Below are 17,470 nucleotides of genomic sequence, written 5' to 3'. Positions count from 1 at the left end.
GGAGGATTCAATATGGAAAAAGAGCAAAAGACGTTATTGGTAGCGTTAGATTCTAATGACTCAAGCGAATCTACTAATTTAAAAGAGAAGAGCGAAAGCGGTGATGAAGATATTTGTCATTATCTGACAACGTGGTTGGCACGAGAAATTCCTATCAGCCAATCATTAGCGCTTGAGCCACTTTCATGGGAGGAGAATCGATTGACCTTTGCTGTGCCATTGAGTCCTAATCGAAACCATATGGGAACAGGTTTTGGGGGAAGCCTCTATACGGCATCACTCCTAGTCGCTTGGAGCTGGCTCCATCTCAAGTTGAGAGAGCTAGGAATTAGCGAAAAGATCCATATCGTTATTCAAGATGCCCATATTCATTATCCGGCACCAATGAAAGAGGATGCTGTTGCGATCTGTAAAGCATCGAGCGATGAAGCTTGGGCACGATTTGCTAAGATGTTTCGTCGTTATGGCAAAGGAAGAATAACATTAGAGAGCCATCTTGAGAGCGCTAGTATCATAACCACCCAATTTAAGGGAGATTTTGTTGTTTATCGTACTTAAATTGAGAAAGATTTGCGGTTAGATCATCTTATTGACTCTATTTTCTTATAAAGTGTTCTTTATACAGTGTAAAATAGCTAGCTGTTAGTAAACTCATTTTGAGTTTGCTGATGAATATCATTATCTAAATAGGTTGTATCTAATAGGACGTTATCTAACAGATTGTCCTGATAGTTACTATCAACCTATCAATTTTAGGATCAAAGAGAAAGGAATCTTCATGACGCTGAACGCACGTGATCGACGACAAAATATTCAACTTTTAAAACAGGAGCATTATGATCTTGTCATTATGGGAGGGGGGATTACCGGTGCCGGTATTGCGCTTGATGCTGCTTCAAGAGGGATGAAGGTTGCACTGCTAGAGCGAGAAGATTTTGCCTCCGGTGCAAGTGGTCGCTCGACAAAGATGATTCATGGTGGCTTACGCTATCTGAAGAAGTTCCAAATTAAGAATGTGATGCAGACGGGGAAAGAGCGCGCGACACTCTATGAGAATGCCCCACATGTGATTCGACGAGAGAAGATGCTCATTCCGTTTTATCGAGGCGGAAGCTTTGGGCGATTAACAACATCGATCGGATTGAAAGTGTATGACTATCTTGCCGGCGTGCAGAAAGATGAGCGCCGACAGATCTATCGTCGTGATGAGGTCTTAAAGAAGATTCCCCAACTGAAAGCGGAAGGCTTACGCGGCGCTGCTGAATATGTTGAGTATCGTACCGATGATGCGCGCTTAACGTTGGAGATTATCAAAAGAGCAGTGGAGATGGGGGCTCATTGCTTCAATTATCTTGAAGCACAATCCTTTAATTATGATCCTAATGGCTATGTTGAAGCCGTTGTCGTCAAAGATCGAATGACCCAAAATACCTACCTTGTTGAAGGGGATATTGTTCTTAATGCCACAGGCGCATGGGCTTACGATTTCTCTCCAGAGGCGATTGTTGATGGGATGGAAGTACGTTATATCAAAGGCGCGCATCTTGTCTTTGATCAGAAAGATTTCCCCCTTGAAGATGCTCTCTTTTTTGATACCGAAGATAATAAGCAGATGGTATGTGCTATCCCGCGCGGTGATAAGACCTATGTTGGGGTCAGTAGCTCCCTTTATGAAGGCAAGCGCGAAACACCGGCGGTCTCAACGACGGATCAAGCACGCCTTTTAACGCTGATTAATCAATTTTTACCGGCACTCAATCTTACAACGGAATCGATCGAGTCTTCCTGGGCAGGTGTCACTTCGATTGTGATCGATAAGCATAATACTGGGAAGAAAGGGCAGAAGAGTCTTCTGAAGATTACGGGAGATGGATTAGTGACAGTCACAACGGGTAAATTGACAGGATATCGGGAATTAGCGGAATCAGTTGTTGATGAGATTGTGGCAAAATTGGGAAGCGAAAAGGGGAAAACATTTGGTGCATGCCAAACGATGACGCTACCGATCTCCGGCGGTGATGTGGGAGGGAGTGAAGGGTTTGCGCAATTTATTGAAAAAGCAGTTGAAGCAGGCATCGCTGCCAATTTAACAGAAGAGGAGGCGCGTCAATTAGCACTGATCTATGGAAGTAATATCGATCTACTCTTCAATATAGCTAAAACAGCTTCCCCTGAAGAGATGCAAGGGTTACCGCTACCACTCTATCTACAACTTCGTTATGCTTTAGAGTCTGAATCCCTTTTAAGACCGAGTGATTTCTTTATTCGTCGAACCGGAATGCTCTATTTTGATATCGCACAAATGATGCAATATCAAGTTGAGGTGGTGCGTTTTATGGCGCGTTATTTCTCCTGGAGTATTGAGCAGATTAAGCATTACAATAGTGAGCTTGAGATGGCACTCTATCAGGCAACTCATCCGGTGGAAGATGATCGAATTGTTAAATTAACACAAAAAGAGCAATCGCTTGCGGCAGCACCGGTGATCGAAGAGATGAGTGATCAGAAAAAGGGCGAGGATGAGGCGAAATCCTTATAGTCGTAATACCTTCTATTCTTAATAGGGTCTCAATAGGTTCTCAATAGGAACTCAGCGGGAATCTTAATATGATTCTTAATAGGGCTCTTAATAGGGATATTGGCAACATCGATAATAAAATTATTCATAAAACAGTAATTCGCGTAAAGTATTCTTGTAAACTATCTACTTAAGAATAAAAATAAGCATCTGACAAAAGCCCTATCGAGGGCTATGTTTAGAGAACAAATTAAGGTACAAATTAGGGGTATCAACAAGAGGATAGCCATAAGTGTACTGATATAACAAGAAGTGAGGGAGCGTTATGAGTAAAGAGCATCTTGCAGTATTAGAGCGGCGTCTAGAAGAGATCGATTTTGATAAATCGTTATGTGACGCTTTTTTGAAGTTAAAAGATACCGATGAGATGTTATGTTTTTTAAAGGATCTCTTAACCCCCAAAGAGCTCTCCTCAGTGGTTGAAAGATGGAAAGTATGTCAATTGCTTGAGCGAGAAGATCTCTCCTATCGAGAAATTCATGCCTTAACTTCAGCTAGCTTAACAACGATTGGTCGCGTAGCGCGCTTTATTAATGAAGAGAAGAATGATGGTTATCGTCTTGTATTAGGGCGAATGAAGGAAGAGGAGAAGATCTAAGAGGGGATCAAAAAGATCAGAAACTTCGATGAGATCTCTATTTATTATTGATCTATATTACTGATCTGTATTATCGATATAGTTGAATCAATAGATCAACAGTCAATGATGCCGAGCTTAGTCTCGGCATTTTTTTATGTTGTTCAAATTTTTTAATAAATTATGAGAGATTGAAAATTTAGATCTAGGAATTTAGATCTAGGAATTTAGGTCAAAGATTATTTGAAATAGAACAAGCGATAAAATTGAAAAAGATTGACACCATTTCGGAATTGTAATACTGTATCACCACAGTAGTACAGAGGATGAGAAGCTGGACTGTCAAAGCAGCTCAATAAGCTTCAAAAACGATCTGAAAAGCAGCGTAAAACAGGCGAAAGCAAAATAATCATTAGGAGCGATCATGAAAAAGTTACTTGCAGTGCTATTAAGTGCCACATTGGCAACGGGAATCTCATTTGCAGATGAGATGAAGAAGGTCTATGTCAATCAAATTGTAGAACATCCGGCACTTGATGCGACAGCAAAAGGAATTCGTGACGGTCTTAAGGAGCGAGGATATATTGAAGGGGAGAATCTCGACTTTATCGTCGAATCTGCTCAAGCAAACGTGGCGTTAGCGGCACAGATTTCCACAAAGTTTGTTGCCCAAAATGCTGATGTTACGGTGGGAATTGGGACCCCTTCAGCACAGAGCTTGGTAAAGCCAGCGATGGAAGGGAAGACTAAGATGGTCTTTAGTTCGATTACCGATCCTGTCGGTGCAAGCTTAGTGCCGGCACTCGAAAATGGTAACAATAATGTGACCGGCATGTCGAACTATGTTGAAGTCGCTCCGCAATTAGCGATGTTTAAAGAAGTTTTACCCGAGATGAAGAAGATCGGTTTTATCTACAATCCCGGTGAAGCGAATTCCATTACCCAATTGAAAGATCTTGAAGAAGCAGCGCCAGACTTTGGCTTAGAGGTCGTGACACAATCGGTCAATCGTACGGCAGATGTCCCTCAGGCGGCAACGCGTCTTGCAAATCAGACAGATGCGATCTTTATCTATGGTGATAATACTGCGCTAGCAGCTTTAGAGAGTATTGTTATCGCCGGCATTAAAGCGGGTAAACCTGTATTTGTTGCGGATACAGATGCTGTTCTTTCAGGTCCTTTAGCGGCGTTAGGTCCTAATCAATATCAGTTAGGAGTCGATACCGCAGAGATGATTGCCGATATTTTAGATGGTCAAGATATTAATACAATTCCCGTCGGATTTCCTGATAAGATGGAGCTCGTTATTAATATGGATACCGCTAATAAGCTTGGCTTAACACTTCCTAAAGAGGTTGTTGAGGCGGCAGCTGTCATCATTAAAGATGGAAAAGCGGAAGCCGTTCAACAAAATTAGGATATAGGATGAGTTTAAGTGAATTGATTATGAGCCTGGAACTCGGGCTCATTTATGGAATTGTCGGGATGGGGATCTACCTCACTTTTAGAATTATCGACTTTCCAGATCTAACTTGTGATGGTAGCTTCGTATTGGGAGCTGCCATCTCTTCTATTTTGATTAAAGCAGGGGTCGATCCCTTTCTTTCTTTGGTCTTTGCTTTGATTGGTGGCGCACTTGCCGGCGCATTAACGGGGATCTTAAATAGCTTTTTTAAGGTGACCGATCTTCTCGCCGGAATCTTAGTTGCATTTATGCTCTATTCTATCAATCTCCATGTGATGAATGGCACACCTAATATCTCTCTATTGATGTCACCGACCATCTTTATTACCAATAATTTAGTGGTTTTAGGTGGGATTGCGATTATTTTGATCGCGCTCTTTAGTTATCTTCTCAATACCGATTTAGGGCTCTCGATCCGTGCTGTTGGGCAAAATAAACGTCTCTGCCTCAATGGTGGGGTTAATGTTAAATGGATGGTGATTTTAGGCGTTGCGATGGGAAATGCGCTCATTGCGATGGGAGGCGCGCTCTTTAGTCAGCAACAAGGATTTACCGATATCTCTGCCGGTATTGGTACCATTATCGCCGGGTTTGCCGCCGTAATCATTGGGGAGCGAATCCTTCCTTTTCGTTCAATGTGGATTAAATTATTGAGCTGCATTGTCGGTTCGATCGTCTACCGTATTGTCACAGGTCTTGCGCTCCATGCTGAATTCCTCAATTTGAAGAGTTACGACTTTAACCTGATCGCCGGCCTTCTGATTATTATCATTATGGCGATGCCGGGAGGAAAACGTCGATGCTAAAATTAGAAGGTATTAAGCTCGTTGTGGGCAAGGGAACACAACTTGAGCGAACAATCTTAGAAGATCTCTCTCTTGAGGTTAAAAAGGGGGAGTTTGTTGTCATTATCGGTGGAAATGGTGCCGGTAAATCGACGGTTTTCAATACCATTTCTGGTTTTATGAAGCCGGAGAAGGGCAAAATTTTAATCGATGGTATTGATGTTACCAAGAGTTCTCAGCAGGAGCGGGCAAAATGGGTCTCTATTGTGATGCAAGATCCTCGCGTCGGGACGATGGAGAATATGACCATCTTAGAGAATATGGCTTTCTCCTATAAGCGTGGTGGACGCCGTGGTTTCTCTCTCTTTAATAATCGTGAGCGACGCCATTTCTTTCAAGAGAAGTTAGCGCTTCTTGATATGAATTTAGAAAATCGTCTCAATGAGACAGTCACCAATCTCTCCGGCGGTCAGCGCCAAGCATTAAGTTTAGTGATGTCGATTGTGGCAGATTCTAAGATCTTACTGCTCGATGAGATTACAGCCGCGCTCGATCCTAAAATTGCAGAAAATGTGATGGCATTAGCGGATAAGTTAGTGCGGGATCAATCGCTCACCTGTGTTATGATTACTCACAATATGGAGCATGCGATCCGTTATGGTGATCGTACTATTCTTCTAAAAGATGGCAAGTTCCGTAAAGAGTATAGCCGTGCAGAGAAGGAGAATTTGACGGTCTTCGATTTAACACGAGAGTTTACCGATCCTTAAGCTTTGTCGAGAAGGAATCATTCAATAGCAGAAATAATGAGAGAGAAGATAGAAGTTGTTGGTCAATCCCTACTATTTGAGGCTTCTTCAGAGGGAGAGTCGTTATTGCGTTCTCTATTAGAGAAGGTAGAATCGGTCGAAGCAACTGCAATGGCCGCTCTTTCGGAGCGATTGACCCCCAAAGAGTTTAAGCAGTTACAAAAACGGATTGGCAAATTACATAGCGCTTCTCAATCGCGCTGTATGGCAAGCTCCTTTCGTGCGCGGATTGCGCCTCGTTCGGCAATCGCTACTAAAGATCTCTATCCCAAAATCTCGTTTCATCTTCGTGGCAAAAGTGCCGGAACTGCGCATCTTCAGCGTTGGGAGCTCCGTTTTAATCCAATACTTTTAGCTGAAAATGGTCAAGCCTTTATTGATGAGGTGGTGCCTCATGAATATGCTCATCTCTTAGTCTATGCTTTAGCCGGCGATGTAGCTCCACATGGTGCTGAATGGCGCTGGATGATGGAGGAGATCTTGGCAGTACCGGCAAATAGAACGCATCAATTCCCAACAGAGAATAGTCGTACGCGGCAATATCAAAAGTTCTCTTATCATTGTGGGTGTCAAACTCATCAGTTAACTACAATTCGGCATAATCGACTCTTACGAGGCGAAGCACAATACCATTGTAAAAAATGTGGTGCCGCTCTAGTAAGAGCAGATGACTCTTCCACTTGTTAAAACTTTATAACAAAAGAAGCTGAACGCTGCCGGTCCTCACTATCGCGCTTTTCCAGAAATCTCACGCCGGCAGTTGGCGATCTTCGATCACCTGTTATGACTATTTATTGATAGAAAAAAGTTTGTTGAGTTGCCGGAGATTACTTCTGCACGCTTCCACGAATTGCATGCCGGAAAGTTGGCGATCTCAATCACCGATAAATATTACTCCATATCGATACTACTTTCTCGGCATCAGGGATGCCGGCCTGCGGGCATACGGTCGTGATAAGAGCGAGATGGTAGGTTCCCGCGACTCAACAGATTTTCTTATGGGTTGAATCTATTAAACAAAAGAGGCTGAACGCTGCCGGATCTCACTATTGCGCTCTTCCATAAATCTTGCGCCGGCAGTTGGCAATCACTGATTACCAGAAAACTTTCTCGGCATCAAGGATGCCGGCCTGCGGGCATACGGTCGTGATAAGAGCGAGATGGTAGGTTCCCGCGACTCAACAGATTTTCTTATGGGTTGAATCTATTAAACAAAAGAGGCTGAACGCTGCCGGTCCTCACTATCGCGTTTTTCCATAAACTGCGTGCCGGCAGTTGGCAATCACTGATTACCAGAAAACTTTCTCGGCATCAAGGATGCCGGCCTGCGGGCATACGGTCGTGATAAGAATGAAATCGTTCTCTCCCGCCCCTCCAGAAATTGTCTTAGAGGATATTCTTAGAAGATATCAATTAAAACAGAAGCTGAACGCTGCCGGATCTCACTATCGCGCTTTTCCAGAAATCTCACGCCGGCAGTTGGCGATCTTCGATCATCTGTTATGACTATTTATTGATAGAAAAAAGTTTGTTGAGTTGCCGGAGATTACTTCTGCACGCTTCCACGAATTGCATGCCGGCAAGTTGGCGATCTGAATCACCGATAAATATTACTCCATATCGATACTATTTCTCGGCATCAAGGATGCCGGCCTGCGGGCATACGGTCGTGATAAGAGCGAGATGGTAGGTTCCCGCGACTCAACAGATTTTCTTATGGGTTGAATCTATTAAACAAAAGAGGCTGAACGCTGCCGGATCTCACTATCGCGCTCTTCCATAAACTGCGCGCCGGCAGTTGGCAATCACTGATTACCAGAAAACTTTCTCGGCATCAGGGATGCCGACCTGCGGGCATGCAGGAGTGAAAAGAACGAAATCGTTCTCTCCCGCGGTTCCAAAAACTATCTTAGAGAATATACATTAACAAACAAAAGTTGTTGAATTGCTGGAGAGCACCTCTGCATGCTTTTATTAATCTCATGCCGGCAAGGGGCGATCTCTCTATTATCAGTAATGGAAATTATCGAGGATTGGCTATACAATGACGGGCGATTAAAATCATAGTAAAAGGGTGAAGCCGGTGAATCTATCCGTTTCTGAAAAAAAGTTAGAAAAACGTCTCCGTCGTAATGTGGGGCGCGCGATTATGGATTATCAGATGATTGAAGAGGGTGATCGCGTGATGGTCTGCCTCTCTGGAGGAAAGGATTCTTATGCACTCTTAGATCTTCTTTTAAAGCTACAGAAGCAGGCACCGGTTAACTTTGAGCTCTTTGCTGTCAATCTCGATCAGAAGCAACCAGGGTTTCCGGAGGAGATTTTGCCCAATTATCTCCGCTCTATCAATGTCCCTTTTGAAATTTTAGAGCAGGATACCTATTCAGTGGTGCAACGTTTAATTCCTGAAGGGAAGACCACTTGTAGCCTCTGCTCTCGGCTGCGCCGGGGTGTACTCTATCAATATGCGAAAGAGAAGGGCTTTAATAAGATCGCGCTCGGTCATCACCGCGATGATATTGTGGAAACGCTCTTTATGAATCTCTTTTTTGGCGGTGTTTTAAAAGCGATGCCCCCTAAATTAGAGAGTGATGATGGGGAGAATATTGTGATTCGTCCACTGACTTACTGTAGTGAGAGCGATCTGATTAAGTATGCGCAGTTGCGCCAATTCCCCATTATTCCATGTAATCTCTGCGGTTCACAAGATGGATTGCAACGGCAGAGTACTAAGCAGATGTTAGCTGCATGGGAAGCGGAATATCCGGGCAGAATTGATTCGATCTTTCGTGCGCTCACCAATGTTAAACCTTCACAACTGGCCGATCCCCATCTCTTTGACTTTAAGGAATTCATTGTGAAAGGGGGCGCTGAACCGACCGCGCTCGAGCGCAAGGAGAGAGGGATTGATCCGGAGAATAATTGGTTACGTTAAAGCTTATCCATCTCCATTCATCTCAATTAACCTCGATCAACCTCAAAGCCTTGGCTTCGTAATAACTTATCAATCACCGTAGTATCGACTTTAAGATCATGGAGATCATTCTCGATCAACTCATCTGAAAGGGTGTCAAATGCCTGTTGCAAGGTCTGCATAGAGCGGAGAATCTCCTGATGAAGTTCGATCTGCTTATCGCGTGAGGCATATTCCATCACGGTAAGATATTTCTGCAGATTCTCCTGAATCAGCGGAAGATAACGATTTAAGAAGCGGCCGCCCACTAAGACATCGCGGGGATCTCGCTCCATTGCTTTAATGATTTTTGAGGCAGAATAGCCGATCTCGACCACTTGATCGGCAATATCTTGAGGAAGGCGGTCCACTAGCAACTCAATCTTTTCAAGAAGCTCAATGTGGCGTCCAAAAAGCGCATATTTTGCCGCCTTTTCCGCCTCTAATTTCTCCGCACGACGAAGGGCTGCAAGCTCTGCTTCGATCTCTCGCTCTGTCTCGATATAGGCTTGTTTTTCCCGCTCGCTCATAAAGAAGTAACTAAATTTACGGCGAATTTTTTTCGGTGCTAATAGCCCAAAGAGTAGGGTTACAGCTAGTGCCGAAGAGGTTATTCCAGGGAAGATCGAGAATGCAGCAGCTGGATGATCCGCTAAGCTCCCCGCTAAAAAGAGAAGCGCTAAGGGGATGGTGAACCAAAATGCACGATTATTGATATCTCGATCACGAATGCCGGAGATAGCCGCAACAATCCCACCGATCAGAAGAGAGATCGGCCAGTAGCCACTTAAGATCATAATGATTGCGGCAATGATTCCCACCCCTAATGCAAAACGATTAGGGCGGGAAGGGAAGAGCATAATCAGTCCAAGATAGCTACCGAGCAGACCAAATCCCGGGGTGATTCCATCACTTGAAGGGATAAAGATGCGCGCAATCTCCACACCGATGCCGGCAATAAATGCTTTTGTATGATCAACTAGGCGATTAAAGGTCGCTTTAGCGCCTTCAATACCGCGGCTAAAAGCACTATTGAGGCTATTGAAGATCTCCTGATCATATGGGGCATTTTGATTTGTAGCGTGACGCTTCTCCTCCCTTCTGCTCTCTCGATGAGAGGGGGAGAGATCCATCGCTCGTTCTTGGGCGTAGCGAAATCGCTCTTTAAGAGAAGCCCCTTTAAGAGAAGCTTCTTTGAGGGAGCTTCGTTTCGTTGCTGCTTTTTGTGCGGCACGACGTTCAAAGGGAAGCTCATTGGTACGCTCAGAACGAGAGTTATGTGGCTGACGATATTGGCTCATAGCGGACTCATAGATACAAAATAGATGTGATAATCATCGTTGGTGGTTGATTGGCCATTGTGATTAGCTCTAGTGATTAGCTATTGTACTTATCGACAACAGAGCTAATACGCTCACGGAGATTCTCTTCCATCTGACCCAATTCCACCTCAACTTCTGCACGACGACGTCTCGCTTCTGTTGCGATCTTCATCGTCTCTTCAATCGTATCGACTAAGCGAGTCTGAACTTCACGAATTGTCTCAATATCGACAATTGAGCGCTCCACCTCTTTTGCTGTCGCAATGGAGTTTTGCTGTAATGCCTCAGCATTTTTACGAAGTAACTCATTAGTGGTATCGGAGACATCTTTCTGCAACTGTGCGGCACGCCCCTGCTCATCGAGTGAGAGGGAGAGAACGATTTGACTCTTCCAGATCGGAAGCGTTGAGAGAATACTTCCTTGAATCTTCTCTGCAAGCTGTTGATTATTATTTTGAATAATCCGAATTTGGGGTGCTGTCTGCATGGAGATCGTTTTTGAGATCTCAAGATCGTGTAAACGGCGTTCAAAACGATTTAGGTTTTCCATAAGATCCTTCACTTTTTGCGCGTCTAAAAGATCTTTCGATTCATCTGCCGCCTTTTGTAGTGCTGGCAGTTGAGTCTCTTTAATCTCTTTAACCTTCGCTTTTCCCGCTTCGACAAAGAGATTCACCTCTTTATAGTAATCGAAGTTTTTTAGATAGAGCTGCTCGAGGCGCTCATTATCTCTTAAAAGTCCCACCATTGAGTTATCGAGATGGCTCGCAATAGAATCGACTTGTGAGGTTAACGACATATGATCGATCTTCGCTTCTACCCCTTTTTTAAAGAGGGAGCCAATAATGGGGAGTTTTGCAAGAAAGTTACCGCTCTTCTCTTCAGCAGAGAGGGGATCATACTCTCGGATCTTCATAATGAGGGAAGAGAGCTGATCACCAATCACGCCAGAGTCTTTACCTTTTACCCGATCTAAAAGTGTATCGGCAAATTTAGCGATCTCTTCCATCGGTTTAACCCCATACGCCATCACCTCAGCGGGATTATCGATATTGATTGTCTCGGAAATAGCATTGATTCGAACAAGATCTTCCTTCTTCACCGGGAGCTCTTTCCCTTCATCAAATTCTGCCATCTCTGTTGGGGTAACGGTTTGTAATGCTTTCTCTTCCAATAATTTCTCTTCGCTCATGCTTGATCCCTCTTCTTAACGTTATCGTAATATCTCATCATTATAATGTTTTTTGACGGGATAATCCTCAATAATCTAGGTAATTTCCGATTTATGCTCGTTATCTATAATAGGGGAGTTTAGTGATAGTTGCAGGGGCTGTTTCAAGCAAACTCTTTAATGATAATAACCTGCTTGATATATGATTATATTGATGCAACTATATTGACTTAATTATATTCATTTAATTATATTCATTTAATGATATTTATTTAATGGTGTTCATTTAATCGCGCTTACTTAATTATGCTCAATTAACCATGCTTTCTTAATAATAACTGTTTGATTATATTGGTGTTAGAGGTCTATCTATTATCGATAATCGATAATAGATATCGATAATAGATGCTATTTAAATTAATTTAAAGAGAATCATAAAAAGTATTAAATAGTATTTTTCGATAGAAAGCGATCTAATAGGGATGGAGGCGAGAAATTGCCTCTACTACCTACATTAAAGAGGACAATATTATGTCTTTATATCAAAAAGGACTCTCAACTGAACCTAAAGTGATCGCTCATCGGGGTGCCGGAAAGAGTGCGCCGGAGAATACATTAGTGGCATTTCGTCACGCCTTTCAAGAAGGATATCGCTACTTTACTTGTGATATTCGTTGCTCTGAGGATCGGGAACTCTTTCTCCTTCATGATGCTGATCTTGATAGAACGACCAATGGTTATGGTAGAGCAGATGAGATGAGTTGGGATCTACTCTCAAAGTTAGAGGCAGGTTCTTACTATTCACCGCTCTATATGGGAGAATCGATCCCCCGTTTTGAGGCGGTTGTAAACTTTATGATTAGCAATTATTGCCGACTCAATATTGAGGTGAAAAGTGGTGTGATAGATGATAGAGAATTAGGTCAAATCGTGGCTGAAAGACTCTATCGGAAGATTATTGATCGTCTTGATGCTTGTGTCGATATTCTCTTTGATGAGGATCTCGATCGACTCTTTGAGCGCCTCTTCAATGAGATGCTCGATGGACCGACCGATTACTGTATTAAAAATCAATTTCTCATCACCTCGAGCTCTCCCTTGATTTTAGAGGGTGCATTTGCCGCCCAACCTTGGATTCCACGAGGTTATATTGTCGATCCTGACGATGATCATTTTTCAGATAGAAAAGTGAATAGCGAAGTTGATAGAGATGTTGATAGAGACGTTGATAGAGAAGCGCTCTTTTCATTACTTAAAAACTTAAAATGCAGTGCGCTTATTATCCCTAAGGAGTTTGTCACTCCCCCACTTGTCGAACGCTGCCGGCAGGAGAATTATCTTCTATTTGTGACAGGGGTTGATGAGATCATCGAGATTGATCAACTCCTCAAGATGGGAGTCGATAGCGTCATTACCGATAATATCAATGCGGCGGCTTGTTTTTCTTAAATGTTTAAAATTTTTAAATATATTTTATAAGTAGAATAATAGAGAGTCCCGTACAAAGTAGTACGGGATTTTTTTATTTGATTTTTCAATAGGTAAGAGAATCAGCGGAAGGGCGGGAACCTACTATTTCACTCTTATTACAACTGCATGCCCGCAGGTTGGCATTGATCCCATTGCCGGCGAGAGGTATGAGGAAGTATGCAGGGGTGCTCTCCGGCAACTCAACAAACGCTTTTCTATCAATAAATAAGTATTAATAACCGGTGGTCGAAGATCGCCAACTGCCGGCGCGTGATTTTGGGAAGAACGCTATGGTGAGGACCGGCAGCGTTCAGACTCTTTTTTGAATCAATCGTCCTTAAGAAGGTCAGTGGAGACGCGGGAGGGAACCATCTCGCTCTTATTACAACTGCATGCCCGCAGGTCGGCATCTTTGATGCCGGGAAAATAATTAAATATGATTTGAACGGTTATTAAATAGTTCTTAAACAGCAGTTAAATAATATCTGCCGGTGTGATAGAGGGATCGCCAATTGCCGCGCGTAGTTTTTGGAAGAGCGCGATGGTGAGATTCGGTAGTGTTCAGCCTTTAAATTAAAATTAATCTTTCCATTCAATTTGACAAAAAAATCTTATCATCATAATATTATTGACAACAATCCCCTCAATCTCTGCCTAGTTATTAACTCTTTGAAGTTATTTAATCTAGGAATAACAGAGTTGAGGGCTTTTTATTTTTCGCTCCATAATTTCCATGATTTTAAATCAATATCTTTGATTAGACCAAATTGGTTGAGAGAAATAGCTTTATTGGCTGGACTTGGGAATTCTTCAATAAGTTCTATAAATCTTACTCCCCATGTCGATCTAGGACAAATAGTATTGAGCATGCGTTTTATTAAACAAAAGTATAGAAACATATGATTAGGCGATAATTTTTGTAAGTTAGGATCATTTAGTCCTTTTAAACTTACCCGACTAATTGCATTTCTATTCCATAATCTTCCATGATGAGCAGCAATATTACGAATAATATTAAAAGCATGTAATTGAGTTTCTAAATTTTTTCCTGATGGAAGTCGATATTTTCGAGCGATCTTATCTTTATCTTTTATCTTCATTCCAGCATATAATCTTGATAGCGATCCGAAATCCATTATCTCAGTAGCGACCCAAATAGGTAATTTACCACCGTAGTACTGATTATGATGAATTATAAACTCAAGTTTATTTGATTGACTTAATAACTTTTTATATCTTGATAACCACTCCTCATGTCGAAAAGACTTATCAAATTTTGCACTATTAGTATGCGCTAGAGATTCCTTTTCACCCAATAAATAGGAAATGTCTACTCTTATTGCGATTTCAATTCTTTCTAATGCATCCAATGCCAATAATCTTAGACGCTTATCAAAAATATAAAGATCTAGAATATCTTGAAAATAACTATTGCTTATAAATTTATTCAAGAGTTTGCCCGTGGCTATTTTTTCTTTAAATGGATACCAATATCCACTCAGCCGATAGTATCCAATGCTCTCTAAATAGGGCAAAGCGAACTTTTTATTTTTGATTATAAGGCCTCTCTCTACTAGTAAATCTAGTTGATCCTCGAAACTTAACCATTTTTTAGGTGATCTATTAAAGAAATTCATTTGAAATATACTCTATTAACATCTTATTAAAGCCGCTTGAATATCTATAATTTCAAGAGCAATTGGGTATAGGACATAAATATAAAGAGCTAAATTGACTTCAATGATTATATTCTGCCATTTTCTTTTTTCAATTGTGTTCTCCTTAATAAATAAAGAGCTAATTCAATAAGTTATATCTGTTTTAAGTTGAAATCATCGGTGGTCGAAGATCGCCAACTGCCGGCGCATGGTTTTTGGAAGAGCGCTATGGTGAGATCCGGCAGCTTTCAGCCTCTGTTTTTAATTGATATCCTCTAAGACAGTTTCTGGAGGGACAGGAGAGAGCGGTTTCACTCTTATTGCAACCGCAGGCCTATAGGTTGGTATCCCATTTCGTTTTAAGATCTATTACTATTGCTTAATGGTGAATATGATACAAATGAAGAGGGTGAACTGTTTCGATGAATCCTAACGATTCTAGCGATTCTAAAGAACCCGGTTGTTTAAATAATAAAATGGTGAAGGAGGGAATATGTTGGTGGAAGATTGGCTCAAAATGCCGATTGTGAAAAATCATCTTGCATGGGAAAAGGTGGGGAAGATCGGTATCGACTCATCTCATCAGCTTCATCAAGAACCACTAGTAAGGGTGATGCCGACGACTCGAATGAGAGTCTATAGCGCTTACTATCATGATGGAATCTCAGGTGCGCTGGCATCGATCTATCTTCGACAATCTGTTTTAGAGCGGTTAGAGCAACTGGTCGATCGATTACCGGAAAATTTAGGGCTACTCCTTCTCGATGGCTGGCGCCCGGTGGCGGTACAGGAGTCATTGCGTCACAATTTTCGTGAAGATCTCGAGCGATCTTATCCCGATTTTAATCAAGATCAGATTGAAGATTTATTGGATCAATTTGTTGCAAAGCCGAGTGCAGATCCTCTTGCACCAAGTCCTCATCTTACGGGGGGATCGATCGATTTAACCCTCTTTGATCTAACGACAGAGAGCGAAATCGATATGGGAACCTCTTTTGATGCGATGGAGGAAGCTTCTTGGAGTCACTATTTTGAGGAGAATGCTACTGATGCGGAAGATAGGCATATTCGAGATTATCGAAGACTTTTAATCAATGGCATGACGGCGATGGGTTTTACAAATCTCCCCTCTGAATGGTGGCATTTCGATTTTGGTAATCAGCTTTGGGGATATTATCAAAAAGAGAGTGCTTTTTACGGTATTGCTTCTCTCTCAGCACAATGATAAATAATAGAGAAGATCTAGTAGAAAAGAGTTGATAGAGATGAATGATTACCAATTTATTATCAATCTATTGTAGATCTATTGTAGATTTATTACAGCTCTATTAAAAAGAGCTGTTAAAAGAGCAAGTAAAAAAACACTAGTACCACCCAAAAGCACCTAAAAACACTAAAAAAGATTTATCTAAAATATATTAAAAGAAAAATTAAAAGAGGAGAAGGTATGGAGACCTTAATATCAGCCGATCAGACATGGCTACTATTGGCTTTTCTATTTGTTGTTGCTTCTGCATCTATTGTGATTGAGCAACGTTATAAATGGTCGGCAAAAGTTCCCGGCGCGGTGATTGCGCTGATTATTGCAATCACATTTTCAAGTTTTAAAATTATTCCAACAGATGCCGCCGTTTACGATATGGTGTGGGGATATGTTGTGCCGATTGCGATTCCATTACTGCTCTTTCAGGTCAATGTGAAGAGTATCTTTACAGAGAGCCGGCGCTTACTCTTTATCTTTCTTTTGAGCTCTGTGGGGACAATGGTGGGCGCGTTTATCGCCTTCTTTATCTTTAAAGATTGGATTCCTGAATTAGATAAAATTAGCGGCATGATTAGCGCCTCCTATATCGGCGGTGGTGTTAACTTTGCAGCGATGACGGCGAAATTGGAGCCTTCTAAAGATATGGTAGCTTCGACCATTGTGGCGGATAATCTGATTATGGCGCTCTATTTTATTCTCTTATTGAGCATTACCGCGATGAGTTGGTTCCGCAAGCGTTTTAAAACACCCTATATCGATGAAGTTGAGAAGAATTTAGATCAGCATCAAGATGAAAATCTCGCGGCGAGCTATTGGCAACCCCGAAATATCTCGCTAAAAGATATCGCCATTAATATGGGCGCATCACTACTGATTGTTGCCATCTCTTTTACCCTTGCAGATTGGTTAAAACCATTAAGAGGTATGGTAGATCATCTACTTTTAGAGATTTTAGTGAGCTTTATCACCGATCCTTATCTGATCTTAACCACCTTAACTTTTGTGGTGATCTTCCTTTTTCAAAAACCTTTCCAAAAGCTAAATGGGAGCCAAGAGCTTGGAACCTATATGGTCTACCTCTTTTTTGTCGTGATTGGAATTCCGGCATCGATCCCTATGATTATTCAAAATGCACCATTACTGCTACTCTTTGTCGTTCTCATTATGCTTGTGAATCTCATTGTGAGCCTTATATTAGGGCGTCTCTTTAAGTTTACTTTAGAGGAGATTCTATTAGTCTGTAATGCCAATGTCGGTGGTCCGACAACTGCGGCAGCGATGGCGATTAGTAAGGGATGGCGTACTCTGGTGGGTCCTATTTTAGTGATCGGCACCGTCGGCTATGTGGTGGGAAATTATGCCGGGACAATAATCTATCTAATCACCACACGATTATTGTAGAGCGGTTTGCTGTCGAG

At 42.0% G+C, this 17,470-nt stretch carries 15 protein-coding genes; 11 read left to right on the top strand and 4 right to left on the bottom strand.

The features are described 5' to 3' along the window. Window positions 1-12 precede the first annotated feature (12 nt). The 8 genes from AC0SAP_RS02925 to ttcA all read left to right on the top strand — a co-directional run bounded on the left by AC0SAP_RS02925 (window position 13) and on the right by ttcA (window position 9,149). Window positions 13-558: a YiiD C-terminal domain-containing protein gene (locus tag AC0SAP_RS02925; RefSeq protein ID WP_473382853.1), complete on the top strand. Its 546-nt coding sequence runs from the start codon at window positions 13-15 to the stop codon at window positions 556-558. Between the two features lie 220 nt (window positions 559-778). Next, entirely contained in the window at window positions 779-2,539 is a 1,761-nt protein-coding gene (locus tag AC0SAP_RS02920) for a glycerol-3-phosphate dehydrogenase/oxidase (RefSeq protein WP_473382851.1), read from the top strand. 304 nt (window positions 2,540-2,843) lie between these two features. Then, window positions 2,844-3,176 (top strand): YerC/YecD family TrpR-related protein, encoded by a 333-nt coding sequence (locus AC0SAP_RS02915; protein WP_473382850.1) that lies wholly within the window; start codon window positions 2,844-2,846, stop codon window positions 3,174-3,176. A 403-nt stretch (window positions 3,177-3,579) separates the two neighbouring features. Further along, window positions 3,580-4,572, top strand: coding sequence for an ABC transporter substrate-binding protein (locus AC0SAP_RS02910; RefSeq protein WP_473382848.1), 993 nt, complete (start codon window positions 3,580-3,582; stop codon window positions 4,570-4,572). Between the two features lie 29 nt (window positions 4,573-4,601). Then, window positions 4,602-5,426, top strand: coding sequence for an ABC transporter permease (locus AC0SAP_RS02905; protein WP_286480363.1), 825 nt, complete (start codon window positions 4,602-4,604; stop codon window positions 5,424-5,426). Further along, window positions 5,420-6,175, top strand: a complete 756-nt coding sequence (locus AC0SAP_RS02900; RefSeq protein ID WP_286480359.1) for an ABC transporter ATP-binding protein — start codon at window positions 5,420-5,422, stop codon at window positions 6,173-6,175. Before AC0SAP_RS02905 ends, AC0SAP_RS02900 begins: the two co-directional genes overlap by 7 nt. Before the next feature lie 243 nt (window positions 6,176-6,418). Further along, on the top strand, window positions 6,419-6,901 hold the full coding sequence (locus AC0SAP_RS02895) for a SprT family zinc-dependent metalloprotease (protein ID WP_473382998.1): 483 nt from the start codon (window positions 6,419-6,421) through the stop codon (window positions 6,899-6,901). Between the two features lie 1,396 nt (window positions 6,902-8,297). Beyond that, window positions 8,298-9,149, top strand: a complete 852-nt coding sequence (gene ttcA, locus AC0SAP_RS02890) for a tRNA 2-thiocytidine(32) synthetase TtcA (RefSeq protein ID WP_286480347.1) — start codon at window positions 8,298-8,300, stop codon at window positions 9,147-9,149. Window positions 9,150-9,175: 26 nt separating this feature from the next. Here ttcA and AC0SAP_RS02885 read toward each other — a convergent pair whose 3' ends face one another. Beyond that, the gene (locus AC0SAP_RS02885) at window positions 9,176-10,468 is read right to left on the bottom strand and encodes a 5-bromo-4-chloroindolyl phosphate hydrolysis family protein (protein WP_473382846.1); all 1,293 of its coding nucleotides are present in this window, start codon (window positions 10,466-10,468) and stop codon (window positions 9,176-9,178) included. A gap of 76 nt (window positions 10,469-10,544) precedes the next feature. Continuing rightward, window positions 10,545-11,681, bottom strand: coding sequence for a toxic anion resistance protein (locus tag AC0SAP_RS02880; RefSeq protein ID WP_473382844.1), 1,137 nt, complete (start codon window positions 11,679-11,681; stop codon window positions 10,545-10,547). A 510-nt stretch (window positions 11,682-12,191) separates the two neighbouring features. On the opposite strand from AC0SAP_RS02880, the gene AC0SAP_RS02875 reads away from it, so the two are divergent. Continuing rightward, window positions 12,192-13,109: a glycerophosphodiester phosphodiesterase gene (locus AC0SAP_RS02875; protein WP_473382843.1), complete on the top strand. Its 918-nt coding sequence runs from the start codon at window positions 12,192-12,194 to the stop codon at window positions 13,107-13,109. Window positions 13,110-13,194: 85 nt separating this feature from the next. On the opposite strand, the gene AC0SAP_RS02870 is transcribed toward AC0SAP_RS02875, so the two are convergent. Further along, the gene (locus AC0SAP_RS02870; protein WP_473382841.1) at window positions 13,195-13,329 is read right to left on the bottom strand and encodes a hypothetical protein; all 135 of its coding nucleotides are present in this window, start codon (window positions 13,327-13,329) and stop codon (window positions 13,195-13,197) included. A gap of 511 nt (window positions 13,330-13,840) precedes the next feature. Further along, the gene (locus tag AC0SAP_RS02865; protein ID WP_473382839.1) at window positions 13,841-14,767 is read right to left on the bottom strand and encodes an Abi family protein; all 927 of its coding nucleotides are present in this window, start codon (window positions 14,765-14,767) and stop codon (window positions 13,841-13,843) included. Window positions 14,768-15,281: 514 nt separating this feature from the next. Here AC0SAP_RS02865 and AC0SAP_RS02860 point away from each other — a divergent pair. Both AC0SAP_RS02860 and AC0SAP_RS02855 read left to right on the top strand, forming a co-directional pair. Continuing rightward, window positions 15,282-16,013: a M15 family metallopeptidase gene (locus tag AC0SAP_RS02860; protein WP_473382838.1), complete on the top strand. Its 732-nt coding sequence runs from the start codon at window positions 15,282-15,284 to the stop codon at window positions 16,011-16,013. A gap of 222 nt (window positions 16,014-16,235) precedes the next feature. Next, entirely contained in the window at window positions 16,236-17,453 is a 1,218-nt protein-coding gene (locus AC0SAP_RS02855; protein ID WP_473382836.1) for a DUF819 family protein, read from the top strand. The last annotated feature ends 17 nt before the right edge of the window (window positions 17,454-17,470 follow it).

The organism is Ignatzschineria sp. PL_is040 (genome assembly GCF_055813795.1).
The sequence above is the reverse complement of the archived record's forward strand: the minus strand, read 5'-3'. Positions and strand labels throughout refer to the sequence as shown.

Bases quoted from the DNA above. Each gene is read 5' to 3' on its own strand.
- AC0SAP_RS02925 (WP_473382853.1), top strand. From the start codon at position 13: ATGGAAAAAGAGCAAAAGACGTTATTGGTAGCGTTAGATTCTAATGAC.
- AC0SAP_RS02920 (WP_473382851.1), top strand. From the start codon at position 779: ATGACGCTGAACGCACGTGATCGACGACAAAATATTCAACTTTTAAAA.
- AC0SAP_RS02915 (WP_473382850.1), top strand. From the start codon at position 2,844: ATGAGTAAAGAGCATCTTGCAGTATTAGAGCGGCGTCTAGAAGAGATC.
- AC0SAP_RS02910 (WP_473382848.1), top strand. From the start codon at position 3,580: ATGAAAAAGTTACTTGCAGTGCTATTAAGTGCCACATTGGCAACGGGA.
- AC0SAP_RS02905 (WP_286480363.1), top strand. From the start codon at position 4,602: ATGAGCCTGGAACTCGGGCTCATTTATGGAATTGTCGGGATGGGGATC.
- AC0SAP_RS02900 (WP_286480359.1), top strand. From the start codon at position 5,420: ATGCTAAAATTAGAAGGTATTAAGCTCGTTGTGGGCAAGGGAACACAA.
- AC0SAP_RS02895 (WP_473382998.1), top strand. From the start codon at position 6,419: ATGGCAAGCTCCTTTCGTGCGCGGATTGCGCCTCGTTCGGCAATCGCT.
- AC0SAP_RS02885 (WP_473382846.1), bottom strand. From the start codon at position 10,468: ATGAGCCAATATCGTCAGCCACATAACTCTCGTTCTGAGCGTACCAAT.
- AC0SAP_RS02880 (WP_473382844.1), bottom strand. From the start codon at position 11,681: ATGAGCGAAGAGAAATTATTGGAAGAGAAAGCATTACAAACCGTTACC.
- AC0SAP_RS02875 (WP_473382843.1), top strand. From the start codon at position 12,192: ATGTCTTTATATCAAAAAGGACTCTCAACTGAACCTAAAGTGATCGCT.
- AC0SAP_RS02865 (WP_473382839.1), bottom strand. From the start codon at position 14,767: ATGAATTTCTTTAATAGATCACCTAAAAAATGGTTAAGTTTCGAGGAT.
- AC0SAP_RS02860 (WP_473382838.1), top strand. From the start codon at position 15,282: ATGTTGGTGGAAGATTGGCTCAAAATGCCGATTGTGAAAAATCATCTT.
- AC0SAP_RS02855 (WP_473382836.1), top strand. From the start codon at position 16,236: ATGGAGACCTTAATATCAGCCGATCAGACATGGCTACTATTGGCTTTT.